Here is a 15,370-nt window from a genome sequence, read left to right as displayed (position 1 = left end):
CAATAGAGAAGTTTTTGGGGACTTACTCCTCCTGCTTCCGCCCTTTCCATTCAACCACCCATGCTTTTTCCTCTTTGGATAGTTCTCTTCCTTCAAGCAAATCAGGACGGCGTTCCAGCGTCCGGAACAGAGACTCCTTGCGGCGCCATCGCTTCACATTTTCATGATGCCCTGATAATAACATCTCAGGCACGTCCCAGTCCCTAAACTTAGCAGGCCTCGTGTAGTGAGGATACTCCAGCAAGCCTGTGGAGAACGAATCTGTCACTGCTGACATCTCATTGCCAAGCACACCTGGCAGCAGCCTCACTACGCTGTCTATAACGACCATGGCAGGTAACTCGCCGCCTGTTAATACATAATCACCTATGGACAGCTCATCCGTCACTAGATACTGCCTAATGCGCTCATCATATCCTTCATAATGACCACAAATAAACACGAGATGCTGTTCGTTAGACAGCTCCTCCGCTTTCTTCTGAGTGAACGGCGTCCCTTGTGGACACATGAGTATCACTCGCGGTTTCACAGGATCTTGTCCAGCTTCTTGATGTATTGGCAGATCCTCAACAGCAGCAAATATCGGCTCTGGCTTTAGAACCATACCTCCACCGCCTCCGTAAGGATAATCATCTACTGTATTATGCTTATTATTAGAATAATCTCGAAAATTAACTGTGTTGAGAGCAACAATCCCCTTGTCACGTGCTTTTCCTAAAATGCTGGACGAAAACACGCCCTCGAACATTTCCGGGAACAGGGTCAATACATCGATTCTCATTCCAGTAATCCTTCCATTAGATGAATATGAATCGTTTTGAGGGTAATGTCCACATCGAGTATCACATCATCAATGACGGGAAGAAGCAACTGTTTTCCTTTCGGCAAGGAAACGACCCATACGTCATTAGCTCCGGGTGTCAACACCTCAGAAACAAGCCCTAACTCCTGGCCTTCTTCCGTAACCACCTTACAGCCAATGATCTCGTGATAATAGTATTCTCCCTCTTCAAGAGGCTGTTGATCCTTAGCTTCAATCTTGAGAAGTGAGCCTTTGAATTTCTCAACATCATTAATGTTAGAGAACTGGTCAAACTGCAAGATAAACATATTTTTATGTAAGCGGGAGGTTTGCACCGTCACCGGCGTTTGCTTATTTTGAGAATCTACAATAATCAATGCGTTCCCTTTATCAAAACGCTCAGGAAAATCAGTTTCCGGAACCACTTTTAGCTCTCCACGAATACCGTGGCTATTCACTATTCGACCAACTGTCACAAGTTTTTCGCTCATATGCGCTTGCCCAACCTCCACATTAATTTAACTTCAAACCATACAAGAAAAAGGTTAGGAACTAAATCCTAACCTAATTTCTTATGAAACGATTTCAACGGCTACCCGCTTCGTTTCTTTCACTGCTGCCGACGTGACAACTGTGCGGAGCGACTTCGCAATCTTGCCCTGCTTGCCAATCACTTTACCGACATCGTCGGGATGGACAGAAAGCCTGTACTCGATCTTGTCATCTTTCTCCACCACAGCGACACGCACTTCTTCCGGATGATCGACAAGAGCCTTAGCAATAACGGTGATAAGATCCTTCATGAACCCACCCTCCGAAAGATAACAGATTACTTCTGTAATTTCAGCTCGTGAAACTTAGTCATCAGACCTGCTTTTGAGAACAGGCTGCGAACTGTATCGGACGGTTGAGCGCCAGTTTGAAGCCATTTCAGCGCTTTCTCCTCATCAAGAGTTACAGCTGCTGGTTCAGCAATTGGGTTATAAGTACCGATTTCTTCGATAAAACGACCATCACGCGGGGAACGGGAATCCGAAACAACCACACGGTAAAAAGGAGCTTTATGAGCGCCTACACGTTTAAGACGAATACGTACTGCCATGAAAAATCACCTCCTACTTAGAATAAAATGCTTATTTAAAAGGGGAATTTAAATCCCTTGCCTAGCTTCTTCATCCCTTTGGCACCTTTAGGTCCCATCATACCGGAAAACTGCTTCATCATTTTGCGCATATCGTCGAACTGTTTGATGAAACGGTTTACCTCTTGCACCGAGTTGCCGCTGCCTAGCGCAATCCGTTTACGACGGTTCGCATTAAGAAGTTCAGGCTTGCGTTTTTCTTCGGTTGTCATAGACTTCACAATAGCTTCAACACGTGCCATTTGTTTGTCGTCAACCTTCATATCTTTCATACCTTTGATCTTATTGGCTCCCGGCAGCATCTCAAGAATTTGATCCAATGGACCCATCTTCTTTACTTGCTCCATCTGATCAAGGAAATCCTCGAAAGTGAATTCAGCGTTGCGCATTTTGCGCTCCATCTCTTTCGCCTTGTCCATGTCGATACCGGCTTGCGCCTTCTCGATCAAAGTGAGCATATCGCCCATTCCGAGAATTCTTGAGGCCATACGATCAGGAAAGAATGGTTCTAAGGCATCCATCTTCTCGCCGCTAGCTACGAACTTTATCGGGCATCCTGTAACGGCTTTAACAGATAACGCTGCGCCACCGCGGGTATCGCCATCAAGCTTAGTCAGCACAACACCCGTTAGTTCAAGCTGTTGATGAAAGCTTTCTGCGACATTGACCGCATCCTGCCCGGTCATCGCATCGACAACGAGTAAAATCTCATCGGGTTCTACGGCAGATCGGACATTTTTCAGCTCGTCCATCAGGTTTTCGTCAATGTGTAAACGACCTGCGGTATCAATAATGACATAATCATTACCGTTATCTTTGGCATGCTGAAGTCCTGCTTTAGCAATGTCAACAGGATTCACTTGATCCCCAAGTGCGAATACCGGAACATTTAGCTGTTCTCCAAGAACCTGTAGCTGCTTGATCGCAGCAGGACGATAAATGTCACAAGCCACAAGAAGCGGTCTATGGTTTTGTTTAAGCAGCATCTTCGCCAGCTTGCCTGAAGTCGTTGTCTTACCTGCCCCTTGCAAACCTGCCATCATAATGACGGTTGGCGGTCGGTTCGAACGAGCTAACTTACTTTGCGTACCGCCCATAAGTGATGTTAGCTCTTTGTTAACGATATCGATAACAATCATACCTGGTGTGAAGGATTTCAGTACTTCTTGTCCGATTGCTTGTTCCTTCACCTTAGCAATAAAGTCTTTGACAACTTTAAAGTTAACGTCCGCTTCGAGCAGAGCCAATCGTACCTCGCGAAGCGCTTCGCCTACATCTTCTTCCGTCAGCTTACCTTTGCTTCTCAGCTTTCCGAAAACGTTCTGTAATCGGTTTGCCAATCCTTCAAATGCCATGCGCTTCACCTCCTGCTTCTGGACTTCTATTTCAATCGATCCCTATTATTGTATCAAAAAGCTCCGTCGTTTTCCTCTTTAGCTCAGGTTCGCAAACATCAAACATCTGAACCAGCTCTGCACGAAGCTTCATACGTTGTTCGTGCTTATGTAACAGATGCAGCTTACCTTCATAATCCTGTAGCGTCAGCTCTGCACGTTTGATATGTTCATATACCGCCTGGCGGCTAATTTCAAAATTCTCAGCGATTTCTCCGAGCGAGTAATCATCATGAAAATACAATTGAAGGAACGTTCTCTGTTTATCGGTCAACAGCGGTTCATAGAAATCAAATAGCAGATTAATGCGATTCGTTTTCTCAAGCATTTGATCGATAGACATTTCATCCACCTCCGTAAAGGTTGCGCACTTGACAGCAGCACAACAGAACCTATCATACTGAATTCCAAGATGATTGTCAAGCATTATACCTTGTCAGCTAAACATATAAAAAATCCCCTCAAACCGTCAAACGGTTAAGGAGAATTTCTCACGCACTAGAGAAGTAAAAAATTATTTTTCAAGATCCTCTTTTTGCTCGCTGATCCATTTACCAAATAGGGCATGTACAAATTGCTCAGAATCAAAAGGCTGTAAATCATCCATTTTTTCTCCAAGGCCAACAAACTTCACAGGTATCGACAACTCCTGACGGATTGCCACAACGATTCCGCCTTTTGCAGTACCATCGAGTTTAGAAAGCACCAATCCCGTCAGACCCGTTTTGTCACCGAAAAGCTTTGCTTGGCTGAGTGCATTTTGTCCTGTAGTCGCATCTAATACAAGAATAACCTCATGAGGAGCGTCTGGAATTTCACGTTGGATTACGCGATAAATCTTGTTCAGTTCCTCCATCAGATTCACTTTGTTTTGCAAGCGTCCCGCCGTATCGCATAACAAAATGTCAACACCGCGCGTCTTTGCAGCTTGTACGGCATCAAACATAACCGCGGCAGGATCAGCCCCCGACTGCTGTTTAATCACATCTACACCAACACGTTCGCCCCAAGTTTCCAATTGTTCAATTGCTCCTGCACGGAATGTATCACCAGCAGCCATCAGCACCTTTTTACCTTGGGATTTGAACATATGAGCCATTTTACCGATGGTTGTGGTTTTCCCTACACCATTCACACCGACAAATAAGAGAACAGATAATCCATTTGGATTTAGATTTAGTCCTGCATCGGCGTCACCCTTCAAAAGCTCAATCAGCTTTTCCGATAGGATGGGTTGAAGCTCTGCAGGATCTTCAATTTTACGTTTCTTCACTTCGGCACGAAGCTGATCAATAAGCTTGAGTACTGTATTCACGCCCACATCAGCGCCAATCAGAATTTCTTCAAGCTCCTCGTAAAAGTCTTCGTCAATTTTCTTTCGGCGGCTAAACAAATCATCGACACGATCCACGAAAGCATCTCTTGTTTTGGTTAGTCCTTCTTTAAACTTATTTGTTACCGCTTCGGCCTTACTGGAAATACTCTCTTTTAATCGTTTGAAAAAGCTCATGGTTCCTCCTAAGAACTTAACTTGTACCCCAATTATGGTGCGGACATGGCGGCTTCCTCATCCTCCAAGCGAACGGAAACTAGCTTGGAAACACCGCCCTCTTGCATCGTTACTCCGTAGAGCACATCTGCTTCTTCCATAGTCCCTTTGCGGTGTGTAACAACGATGAATTGCGTCATTTCAGAGAACTCACGCAAATATTCGGCAAACCGAGATACGTTCGCTTCGTCCAAAGCAGCTTCTACTTCATCCAGTACGCAAAATGGTACCGGTTTAACACGAATAATCGAGAATAGCAGCGCAATTGCAGTAAGCGCGCGCTCTCCACCAGACAGAAGCTGAAGGTTTTGCAGCTTTTTGCCTGGAGGTTGTGCAACGATCTCGATACCTGTATCCAGCATATTATCTGGCTCAGATAGAATCAAATCCGCTCGGCCACCGCCAAACAATTTGGAAAATACGACGCCGAAGTGCGAACGTATCGCATCAAAGGTGGTCTTAAAACGTTTGGACATTTCTTGATCCATTTCACGAATGACCTGATACAGCGTCGTCTTGGCTTCGATCAAGTCATTTTTCTGTGAGCTCAAGAATTCATAGCGCTCAGAGACCCGCGCATATTCTTCAATAGCCCCAAGATTGACATCACCGAGCGAAGCGATCTCGCGCTTAAGCTCACGCACTTTACTCTGTGTACCCTGAATATCTTCTGGAACCGGGTAGCGCTCTTTAGCTAGCTCATAGCTAAGTTCGTATTCTTCACCTAACTTCTTAAGCAGGTTTTCCAGTTCTACATCCAAACGAGTCACACGAACCTCAGTTTGATGTAAACTCTCCTCTACCTGTTTTAATTGTGAGCGCTGTGCCCGTGTTTCATTCTCTTCTTGCTCTAGCTTATGTAACCACTCGGTTCGCTCAGCACGTTTGAAATCAATGCTTTCAGTACATTGCTGCTTTTTGAGCTTGAGATCATTAAGTAACTCGACTTGCAGTACAGTCTCCTGCTCAAGTGCAATCATATCTTGTTCCAACTGCTGGAGCAGCCCGCGATTCATGTCCATCTCTCGTTCAGCTTCACCAAGATCCTGCTGCAATCGGCGCTGCTGATCTTGGAGTGACTGCTTCTCTTGAGAAATAGAGGCAACCTTGACCTTCAAATCAGTCAGTTGACTTTGCAGCTCCTCCTTCTCCGACTCACTCGCTTTACGTGAGCTCTCGGCATCACGAATCGCTTTTTGTAGAGAAGCTTCTTCTTGCCCCAGCTCGGCCAGCGCGGCTTCGGACTCGACTTTTTTCCGTCCAAGATCAGCCTGCTCCTCGAGCAAAGAACCTCGATCTTGACTATCCAAGGAAAGCTGTTCTTCGACCGTACGGCTCTCAGACTCAAGCGGATTCAATTCCGCGCGAATTTGCTGCTCGGTGATACGCTGTTGCTCACCTAACTGACGAAGCTGTTCGATGGTCATCATATCATCTGTAATCTCACGCTTCATTACACTCGACTGGTTGCGCAAACCGCTAAGCTGTTGCTCAGAATTTTTTATCTCCTGATCCAGCTCTTCGATTTGGCGTTGACGGCCTAATAGATTCGTGGATTTCTTCTGTAAACTACCGCCCGTCATAGAACCGCCGGGATTAACGACGTCGCCTTCCAGCGTCACAACTCGGTAGCGATATTGCGCTTTGGCAGCAATATGATTCGCATCTTCTAAACTTTGTGCCACAACCACATTCCCAAGCAGGCTTGAGAAAATGTTCTGATAAGTCGTATCGAACGAAACGAGATCAACTGCGATACCGATGAAGCCTTTAGCTGACTTCAAAGAACTGATCTCACTGTCAGAAATCGATCGTCCGCGAATAACGTTCATCGGGAGGAATGTAGCTCGTCCCATTTGGCGGCGCTTCAAGAAGGCGATGGCTTCACGACCGTCTGCTTCCGTCTCGACAACGATATTTTGCAAGGCACCGCCGAGTGCAGTCTCTATCGCAAATTCAACATCAGCAGGCACCTTTACAAGCTCGGCAATAGCGCCGCGAATACCTCGTAAATCCTTACGGGTCTTCGCTTTAAGCACTTCTTTAACACCCTGCATGAAGCCATCGTAATCGTTGGCCATTTCTTTCATTGTATCGCGGCGGGACGTCAAAGCATCAAGTTTCTGCTCCCATTTGCGAACCATCCCTTGTGCTTCATCCAGTAATCCTTGCTTGCTCTTCAAGCTTTGAGTTAACTGAACATACCTTTGACGTACATCTTCAATCTCACTTACGGTTTCTTCCAGTTTAGTTGTCAATTCTTGCTTACGCAGCGAAATCTTCTCACGCTGCTCCGCCCATTTTTGACGCTCTTCATCAAGTCTTTCCAATCGACGTCCGATGCTTTCCGTCTGCTGCTCAGCATAACGAATTTCGTTACGCGCCTGAGCCATTCGGTTTAGCGTCTCTAACAGCTCGCCCTTTAATTGATCCTCAGGCAAAGAACTGATACCCCCATTAACCCCAAGCAACCGCTGCTCTTCAGCAGTCAGCTTCGCTTGAAACTCAAATAACTGGGCGCCAATTAGGATAATTTTCTCCCGCTGCTGGCTCAACTCAACTTCTTTATCTATTTTACGCTGCTCTTGCATTGCGATTGTACTGCTTAGCTGCTGATGATTAGCTGAGTAATTCTTTTTCCGCTCTTTGAGCACTTCGCCATGCCCTTCACACTTCTCGAATTCTTCGCTCAGCCCCAGTAAACTTTCCTGTAGCTTTTCCAGCTCCTCCTCTAACCTGCGCGTTTCCCAACGATGCTTCTCCAAGTGAGCGTCATGCTGATTTACGATCGTAGAAAGCTCTGTTTGCTCCTTCACTAGCTTCTCTAGCTTTTGCGTCGCTTCATTCCATGAAATATAAATTTGATCTATCTGATGAACATACATAGCGATCTCACTGCTTTTGAGCGTCTCACGAAGCTCTTTATAGCGGATCGCCTTTGCAGACTGTTCGCGAAGCGGTTCGATTTGATCCTCTAGCTCAGTAACCAAATCGTGGATCCGAAGCAAATTTTGCTCGGTATCACTCAATTTTTTCTCAGCTTCACGTTTACGCGATTTATATTTAACAATCCCCGAAGCCTCTTCAAAGATCCCTCGACGATCTTCCGATTTCGTACTTAAAATTTCTTCAATACGTCCTTGTCCAATAATGGAATACGCTTCTTTCCCTATCCCCGTATCCATGAACAATTCGGTTATATCTTTCAAGCGGCAGGGCTGTTTATTAATTAAATACTCACTTTCCCCACTACGATGCACTCTGCGTGTCACCGTCACTTCATTAAAGTCAAGAGGAAGGGATTGCGAAGTATTATCCAGCGTAAGCGATACTTCCCCATAATTGACCGCTCGACGCGCATCACTGCCTGCAAAAATAACATCTTCCATTTTACCGCCGCGCAAGGACTTCGCACTTTGCTCACCTAGCACCCAGCGGATACCGTCCGAAATGTTACTTTTTCCGCTGCCGTTAGGACCTACAACCGCCGTAATACCGCGCACAAATTCCAGCTCCGTTCGGTCTGCGAAAGACTTAAACCCGGATAATTCAATCCGTTTCAAAAACATGGTCTCACCTCAGAAATTATTGTAACATATCCCATATGAAAATAAGAGAAAAAAACAAAAAAGGCAGCCGCAGCCGCCTCTTTTTGCTGTATGAATTACCGCTGAACGGCCACATTCAATTTCAACAACGCCTGAGCAGCAGCCTGCTGCTCAGCTTCTTTCTTAGAACGTCCTGCTCCGGTTCCTAGAAGGTCGGCATCCATGTGCACTTCAGCAACAAACTCACGCTCATGAGCAGGTCCCCTCTCATTCACAATGCGGTATTCCAAAGACCCCATATTGTGATGTTGAGTATACTCTTGCAGTTGAGTCTTGTAATCAATAACGAGCAACTTACCTTCATTAGAGATATTAGCGAATACATGCTTTTTGAGAAAGGCTTTAACGACATCTATTCCTTGGTCTAAGTATAAAGCTCCAACGAAGGATTCGAACACGTCGGCAAGGAGAGCCGGGCGCGAACGCCCGCCAGTCAACTCTTCCCCTTTACCGAGTAATACAAAAGCCCCGAAATCCAAATCTTCAGCAAACGTTACGAGTGACGGCTCACAAACGATGGACGCTCTGAGCTTCGTCAATTCACCTTCCGTACGCCCCGGATAAGAGTCATATAAAAATTCCGAAACCGTTAACTCAAGAACGGCATCTCCTAGAAACTCAAGACGCTCGTTATCTTTATGTCCAGCAATACGGTGTTCATTAACATAAGAAGAATGGGTAAAAGCTTGCTTAAGCAGCTCTGTTTTCCGAAAAGAAATTCCGATGCGCTGCTGCAGTTCTTTAATATCACGGTTCATTGCCTTGACTCACCACCCAGAGAGAATGATATTCCGTTATCTTTCTTCGTAGGAAGGCAAATTATGCTTCAAACCTTTTCAAGATAATCGTTGCATTGTGTCCACCAAAGCCAAACGAGTTCGACATCGCAATGTCCACCTTTGCTTCACGAGCCGTGTTCGGCACATAGTCCAAATCACACTCAGGGTCTTGATTTACCAAATTGATCGTCGGTGCAATCAGGCTATTTGCAATGGTTAACCCACAGATAACTGCTTCCACACCGCCAGCAGCGCCAAGTAAGTGGCCTGTCATCGATTTCGTGGAGCTAACAGCAACCTTATAGGCGTGTTCGCCTAGCGCTTTTTTGATGGCTGTCGTCTCAGATCTGTCTCCGATTGACGTAGAAGTTCCGTGAGCATTAATGTAAGAAATCGACTCTGGAGAAATGCCCGCATCTTTAATGGCTTTGACCATACAACGCGCTGCTCCATCAGGATCTGGATCTGTCATGTGATAGGCGTCACCGCTCATCCCATAACCAATCACTTCTGCATAAATGCGCGCTCCACGCTTCTGCGCATGCTCGAGTGACTCCAGAATCATAACGCCTGCTCCTTCGCCCATTACAAAACCATCACGGTCGGAGTCAAACGGACGGCTAGCCAAGTGTGGCTCTTCATTACGAGTAGACATCGCCCGCATTGAACAGAAGCCAGCTACACCAATAGGTGTAATCGTTGCTTCAGCACCGCCGCAAATCATCACGTCGGCATCGCCTCGTTGAATCATTTTGAACGAATCTCCGATGGAGTGTGTGCCTGTCGCACAGGCAGTAACTGCGGTGGAGTTCGGACCTTTAGCTCCTGTAACCATAGAAACATGACCAGACGCCATATTCGCGATCATCATCGGGATAAAGAAAGGAGAAACGCGTTTCGGACCTTTTTCCAAAAGAATTCGGTGTTGTTCTTCCCAAGTGCTCAGACCACCGATTCCAGAACCCACCGAAACGCCTACGCGCTCAGGATCTGTATCTTCTTGGACGTTTAAATCCGCATCTTTCAACGCATTAAGCGCAGCAGCAACAGCGAATTGAACGAAACGGTCCATCCGACGAGATTCTTTACGATCGACATAATCCTCGATTTTAAAATCCTTGATCTCAGCAGCAATACGTGTTGGGTATTCGCTTACATCAAAATTCTCGATTAAACTGATTCCGGATTGACCGGAAGTCAAGTTGCCCCAAAACGTTTCTAAATCTTGACCAAGGGCAGTAACTACGCCCATACCTGTAATTACAACTCTGTTCATTTGTACCACCTTCTATGTAGTAAAGCATCATTTTTTTTATTGTTTGAGAATGGAGAGAAGTCCCGTCTTGATTAGAAACGGGACTCGATAGACTATTACGTATGAGATTTTATGTAATTCGTAACTTCTCCTACAGTCGTAATCTTCTCAGCATCTTCATCGGAAATTTCTAAATCGAACTCATCTTCTAATTCCATTACTAATTCAACTACATCGAGAGAATCAGCACCTAGATCTTCTTTGAAAGATGCTTCGAGGGTGACTTCAGCTTCATCAACCCCTAGACGATCGACTACAATTCGTTTAACACGATCCAATACGTCGGACATCCGGTTCACCTCCTCTTTGGTATTATACGAGAATCTTTGACAGATTGCCAGTAGGCAATTTTGAGATTCTCATTCTGGAAAAACTTACATGTACATGCCGCCATCCACATGGAGTGTTTGGCCTGTCATGTAGGAAGCATCTTCGGACGCCAGAAAGCGAACAACCTTCGCAATTTCCTCAGGTTGACCCAGGCGTTCCAGTGGAATTTGCTTCAACATATGCTCTCGCATCTCGGCCGACAACTTGTCGGTCATATCGGTTTCGATAAAACCTGGCGCCACCGCATTCACGGTAATGCCTCGAGAAGAAAGTTCCTTAGCCGTCGCTTTGGTCAACCCAATAACGCCTGCTTTTGCTGCTACATAGTTGGCCTGACCCGGATTACCAAGCACGCCCACCACAGAAGATATATTAATAATTCGACCGAAACGCTGTTTCATCATTGGGCGAGTGACTGCTTTGACACAATTAAACACACCTTTAAGATTCGTAGCGATGACTTGATCGAACTCTTCTTCCTTCATTCGCATGATTAAATTGTCTCTTGTTATGCCAGCATTATTCACAAGAATATCAATTTTACCAAAAATTTCGATCGTCTGCTTAACTAAATCATCGGCTGCTTGATAACTGCTTACGTCAGCACGCAGTTTAACGGCCTTGCGTCCCATTGCTTCAATCGCCTTAACAACTTCGCTGGCAGCGGCTTCACTTCCTGCATAGTTCACTGCAACATCAGCGCCATGCTCAGCCAAATGCAGAGCAATCGCTCGTCCAATACCTCGAGATGCACCAGTTACCAGCGCCACTTTACCCGTTAGCATGTTCGTGTACCTCCTGCATATACTTCTCCAAAGCTTCCAAGCTGCCGATAGACACGGTTTTCACTGTTTTGTCTACCTTCTTGATTAGACCAGCGAGAACTGTACCCGAGCCAAGCTCAATGAACGTATCGACGCCTTGTCCGATCAGGTAAGTAATTGTATCCTCCCATAGTACAGGGGAGTACACCTGCTCGGCAAGCAGTCTGCGAATATCGCTCGGCTGCGTGACAGGACGAGCCGTTACGTTAGCTACAACGGGCACGGCTGCATCACTCATCTCGATCGACGCGAGCACCTCTGCGAGGCGCTGCGAGGCCGGCTTCATGAGTGAAGAGTGAAAGGGCCCGCTCACTTCGAGCGGTATGGCACGCTTCGCTCCGGCTTCTTTGCAGCGTTCGACAACCGCTGCAACGCCTTCTTTACTGCCCGAGACGACGATCTGTCCCGGGCAGTTCACATTGGCGAGCTCCACAACGGAGCCGCCGCTTGTGATGGCCGTGCATAGCTCCGCAAGCGCTCCGCGCTCGGCTCCCAGCACGGCCGCCATAGCACCCAGGCCGCCAGGGACAGCCTGTTCCATGAACTCGCCGCGGGCCCGCACAGTGCGGACCGCGTCCTCGAACGCAAGCACGCCTGCTGCGACGAGCGCGCTGTATTCGCCCAGACTATGTCCGGCGACATAGTCTGGTGTAATGCCTGCTGCCTTGAATGCCTCCAGACAAGCGATGCTTGTTGTCAGCAGCGCAGGCTGCGTGTGATACGTGATCTTCAATTGGTCCTCTGGACCTTGGAAGATCAGATCAGATAATGAAAAGCCCAGCGCTTCATTTGAACGGTCAAAATACGCTTTAGCAGCAGGATGATTCGTGTATAAATCATGGCCCATACCCACAGACTGCGAGCCTTGACCAGGAAAAACAAAAGCTATTTTACCCATACGAGAAAAGGATCCCCTTCCGCGATATCATTTGAGATTTTTTGCGTAAATTTAGTTTTAATTGCACAGCCTACCAAACCATAGCAGTTGCGCCCCAAGTTAAGCCGCCACCAAAGCCAACTAATACTAGACGGTCGCCTTCTTTTACTCGGCCTTGTTCGGCAGCTTCTGCGAGAGCTACCGGAATGGAAGCGGCTGACATGTTACCGTATTTGTCTAGATTGATCATGCATTTGTCAACCGATAATTCCAGGCGATTTAAGGATGATTGAATGATTCTCATATTTGCTTGGTGCGGTACTAGCAAGTCGATATCTGTTTTTTCCCAGCCCGCTTTGCGCAGCGCTTCATCAGCGGCATTACCCATGATCCGAACGGCGAATTTGAAAACTTCTGCTCCGGCCATGTAAATATAGTGCAAACGCTGGTCGATGGTTGCTTGCGATGCAGGATTACGTGATCCGCCACCTTCAATTTTGAGAAGGGGCCCACCTGTCCCGTCGGCACCCAGCTCAAATGATTTGAAACCTCTATGTTCAGGTACTTCACCAATAACAACAGCTCCGGCACCATCACCAAAAAGGATACATGTGTTACGGTCTGTATAATCCGTTATTTTGGATAAACTATCCGCGCCGATGACGAGGGCATATTTATAAGTTCCTGTAGCAATGAAATTAGATGCATTAGCTAGTCCATAAACGAAACCCGAGCAAGCTGCCGATAAATCAAATGCAGCTGCTTTCATAGCTCCTAGCTTTTCTTGAAGCACACATGCCGTTGATGGGAATGTCATATCCGGTGTGACCGTTGCGACAATGATCAAATCGAGTTGGTCCGCCGTAATTCCGGCGTTGGACAGAGCAATCATGGAAGCCTCGTAACATAAATCGGAGGTAACTTGTCCTTCAGCCACAATTCTTCTTTCACGAATGCCCGTTCTGGACACGATCCATTCATCATTTGTTTCAACCATCGTTTCCAATTCTTGATTCGTTAAAATACGTTCTGGTACATACTTACCTGTTCCGAGTACCCCAACTGGTATTAGGTTCATGTTGTTATATCTCTCTTCCCATGGCTAATTTCGGCAGATATCGTGCCAACCAAATCATTTTGCAAGGCAATTCTGGCTTGACGAACTGCATTCTTAATGGCTATTGCATCAGAGGAGCCATGGCTTTTCAGGACTAAACCATTAATACCCAAAAATGGCGCAGCCCCATGCTCATTATAATCCAACTTTTTGCGGAATTGGGTAAGCCCTGGTTTCAAGACGGCAGCTGCAAGTTTGGTAAATATAGTTTTGGTAAACTCTTGTTTAAGTGCTGAGAAAATGGTTGACGCCGCGCCCTCCAATGATTTCAGCATAATGTTTCCAGCGAAACCATCACACACGATAACATCACATTTGGCACGAAGCACTTGGGAGGATTCGACATTCCCTACAAAATGTATTGGGGCTTGTTCCATTAAAGGATATGCTGTTTTCGTTAATTCATTCCCTTTGGTCGCTTCCGTTCCAACGTTCAGCAGACCTACACGAGGCTTGGATAGACCATGCACTTTGGAGCGGTAAATACTGCCCATAATGGCATATTGAATCAGCTGCTCAGCCGTGGCATCCATATTAGCTCCCAAATCCAGTGCAAGCACACCGTTACCATCCATAGTTGGAATCATCGGTGCAAGGGCAGGACGTTCAATCCCGGGAATTCTTCCTACGACAAGCAATCCTGTCGTCATCAAAGCACCTGTATTTCCTGCGGAAATCATGGCTTCCGCTTCTTTCTCACGCACTAGTCTTCCGGCCACGACCATGGAAGCGTCTTTTTTGCGTCTTACAGCTTTTACAGGTTCGTCATCCGCTTCAATGACTTCTTCCGTGTGTCGGATACTAAGATTTGCCGGCCTCTCTGTGAGGTGGGCTTCAATCGCAGCGCTGTTGCCGACCAGAATGATATGTACGTCTTTCCACTCTTTGGCCGCTGAGAGTGCACCTTCTACTACGATCTTAGGGGCATTATCGCCGCCCATTGCATCAATCGCGATCCGCATGCAGCTTGCCCTCCCTATCTTGATGTTGCTCTTTCTTCGAATGAAAGATCACGAAATTGCCTCGGAAAACAGCCTCATCGCCAACATATGAAGACACCTCAACTCTTGCTTTCCCTTTGGAAACGGAACGCACATAGGCTTTGGCGATACATTTCTCTCCTAGCTTTACAGAACGTATAAAGCGGATATCTGCTGATGCAGTCAAGGCTATTGGATCGTCGATGACGGCAACCGCCAGGGAGTTCGCTTGTGAGAATATATGATGTCCTCTTGCAATCTTGGTTCTTGAGAAAACATGATCTTCTTTAATTTCAAAAATCGAGATACCGCTTTGATCCAGCTGTAAATCGATCACTTCTCCAATAACTTCATCAATGGACAGCGATCGTACTTGATCGTACGTTTTGACCGCCATATGCTTCATCCGTTCCCGCAGCTCAGGAATTCCGAGTTCCAATCGGTCTAATCGGACGGTTTGGATGCTAACTTGAAATGTTCGCATCAGTTCCTCGTCGGTCATAAAAGGATTGGCTTCAATCGCTTTGAGCAATTGCTGCTGCCTTTGTCGTTTAGGAAGGCGTTCGATGGCGAGCACCACCTTATCTCGTGAGATCTCATCTTATTACCAGATACTAAACTGTAGTATATTAAATTTAGAACCAAAAAGAAAGC

General features: G+C 46.4%; 16 protein-coding genes. All 16 read right to left on the bottom strand.

Annotated elements, in window-relative coordinates:
• Nucleotides 1-22: 22 nt before the first annotated feature.
• Nucleotides 23-781 (bottom strand): tRNA (guanosine(37)-N1)-methyltransferase TrmD, encoded by a 759-nt coding sequence (trmD, locus tag BLT91_RS03230; RefSeq protein WP_090816490.1) that lies wholly within the window; start codon nucleotides 779-781, stop codon nucleotides 23-25.
• Nucleotides 778-1,293, bottom strand: coding sequence for a ribosome maturation factor RimM (rimM, locus tag BLT91_RS03225; protein WP_090816487.1), 516 nt, complete (start codon nucleotides 1,291-1,293; stop codon nucleotides 778-780). Before rimM ends, trmD begins: the two co-directional genes overlap by 4 nt.
• Nucleotides 1,294-1,374: 81 nt before the next feature.
• Nucleotides 1,375-1,605, bottom strand: a complete 231-nt coding sequence (locus BLT91_RS03220; protein ID WP_047672782.1) for a KH domain-containing protein — start codon at nucleotides 1,603-1,605, stop codon at nucleotides 1,375-1,377.
• A gap of 26 nt (nucleotides 1,606-1,631) precedes the next feature.
• Nucleotides 1,632-1,904: a 30S ribosomal protein S16 gene (gene rpsP / locus BLT91_RS03215; protein ID WP_029195333.1), complete on the bottom strand. Its 273-nt coding sequence runs from the start codon at nucleotides 1,902-1,904 to the stop codon at nucleotides 1,632-1,634.
• Nucleotides 1,905-1,939: 35 nt separating this feature from the next.
• A complete protein-coding gene (gene ffh / locus BLT91_RS03210) occupies nucleotides 1,940-3,298 on the bottom strand; it encodes a signal recognition particle protein (protein ID WP_090816485.1) in 1,359 nt (452 codons plus the stop codon).
• Nucleotides 3,299-3,329: 31 nt separating this feature from the next.
• Nucleotides 3,330-3,680: a putative DNA-binding protein gene (locus BLT91_RS03205; RefSeq protein ID WP_090816483.1), complete on the bottom strand. Its 351-nt coding sequence runs from the start codon at nucleotides 3,678-3,680 to the stop codon at nucleotides 3,330-3,332.
• Nucleotides 3,681-3,851: 171 nt separating this feature from the next.
• Complete coding sequence (gene ftsY, locus BLT91_RS03200; protein WP_090816481.1) at nucleotides 3,852-4,847, bottom strand: signal recognition particle-docking protein FtsY; 996 nt, start codon at nucleotides 4,845-4,847, stop codon at nucleotides 3,852-3,854.
• A 32-nt stretch (nucleotides 4,848-4,879) separates the two neighbouring features.
• Nucleotides 4,880-8,455, bottom strand: a complete 3,576-nt coding sequence (smc, locus tag BLT91_RS03195) for a chromosome segregation protein SMC (protein ID WP_090816479.1) — start codon at nucleotides 8,453-8,455, stop codon at nucleotides 4,880-4,882.
• Nucleotides 8,456-8,550: 95 nt separating this feature from the next.
• Nucleotides 8,551-9,252 (bottom strand): ribonuclease III, encoded by a 702-nt coding sequence (gene rnc / locus BLT91_RS03190; RefSeq protein ID WP_090816477.1) that lies wholly within the window; start codon nucleotides 9,250-9,252, stop codon nucleotides 8,551-8,553.
• A 61-nt stretch (nucleotides 9,253-9,313) separates the two neighbouring features.
• A complete protein-coding gene (gene fabF / locus BLT91_RS03185) occupies nucleotides 9,314-10,549 on the bottom strand; it encodes a beta-ketoacyl-ACP synthase II (protein WP_090816475.1) in 1,236 nt (411 codons plus the stop codon).
• Between the two features lie 95 nt (nucleotides 10,550-10,644).
• Complete coding sequence (gene acpP, locus BLT91_RS03180) at nucleotides 10,645-10,878, bottom strand: acyl carrier protein (RefSeq protein WP_028558238.1); 234 nt, start codon at nucleotides 10,876-10,878, stop codon at nucleotides 10,645-10,647.
• An 84-nt stretch (nucleotides 10,879-10,962) separates the two neighbouring features.
• Nucleotides 10,963-11,703: a 3-oxoacyl-[acyl-carrier-protein] reductase gene (gene fabG, locus BLT91_RS03175; protein WP_090816473.1), complete on the bottom strand. Its 741-nt coding sequence runs from the start codon at nucleotides 11,701-11,703 to the stop codon at nucleotides 10,963-10,965.
• Nucleotides 11,690-12,640 carry an ACP S-malonyltransferase gene (gene fabD / locus BLT91_RS03170; protein ID WP_090816471.1) on the bottom strand — a complete coding sequence of 317 codons (951 nt, stop codon included), beginning with the start codon at nucleotides 12,638-12,640 and terminating at the stop codon, nucleotides 11,690-11,692. The genes fabG and fabD overlap by 14 nt, the downstream gene beginning before the upstream one ends.
• 70 nt (nucleotides 12,641-12,710) lie before the next feature.
• Entirely contained in the window at nucleotides 12,711-13,697 is a 987-nt protein-coding gene (locus BLT91_RS03165) for a beta-ketoacyl-ACP synthase III (protein WP_090816469.1), read from the bottom strand.
• Nucleotides 13,694-14,698: a phosphate acyltransferase PlsX gene (gene plsX, locus BLT91_RS03160; RefSeq protein WP_090816467.1), complete on the bottom strand. Its 1,005-nt coding sequence runs from the start codon at nucleotides 14,696-14,698 to the stop codon at nucleotides 13,694-13,696. Before plsX ends, BLT91_RS03165 begins: the two co-directional genes overlap by 4 nt.
• Nucleotides 14,682-15,296 carry a transcription factor FapR gene (gene fapR, locus BLT91_RS03155; RefSeq protein WP_175532063.1) on the bottom strand — a complete coding sequence of 205 codons (615 nt, stop codon included), beginning with the start codon at nucleotides 15,294-15,296 and terminating at the stop codon, nucleotides 14,682-14,684. The genes plsX and fapR overlap by 17 nt, the downstream gene beginning before the upstream one ends.
• Between the last annotated feature and the right edge of the window lie 74 nt (nucleotides 15,297-15,370).

Origin of the sequence: Paenibacillus sp. yr247 (assembly GCF_900103825.1) — a bacterium.
In the GTDB taxonomy this organism is placed as follows: domain Bacteria; phylum Bacillota; class Bacilli; order Paenibacillales; family NBRC-103111; genus Paenibacillus_E.
Note: the sequence above shows the minus strand (reverse complement) of the source record. Positions and strands in the feature narration are given on the sequence as shown.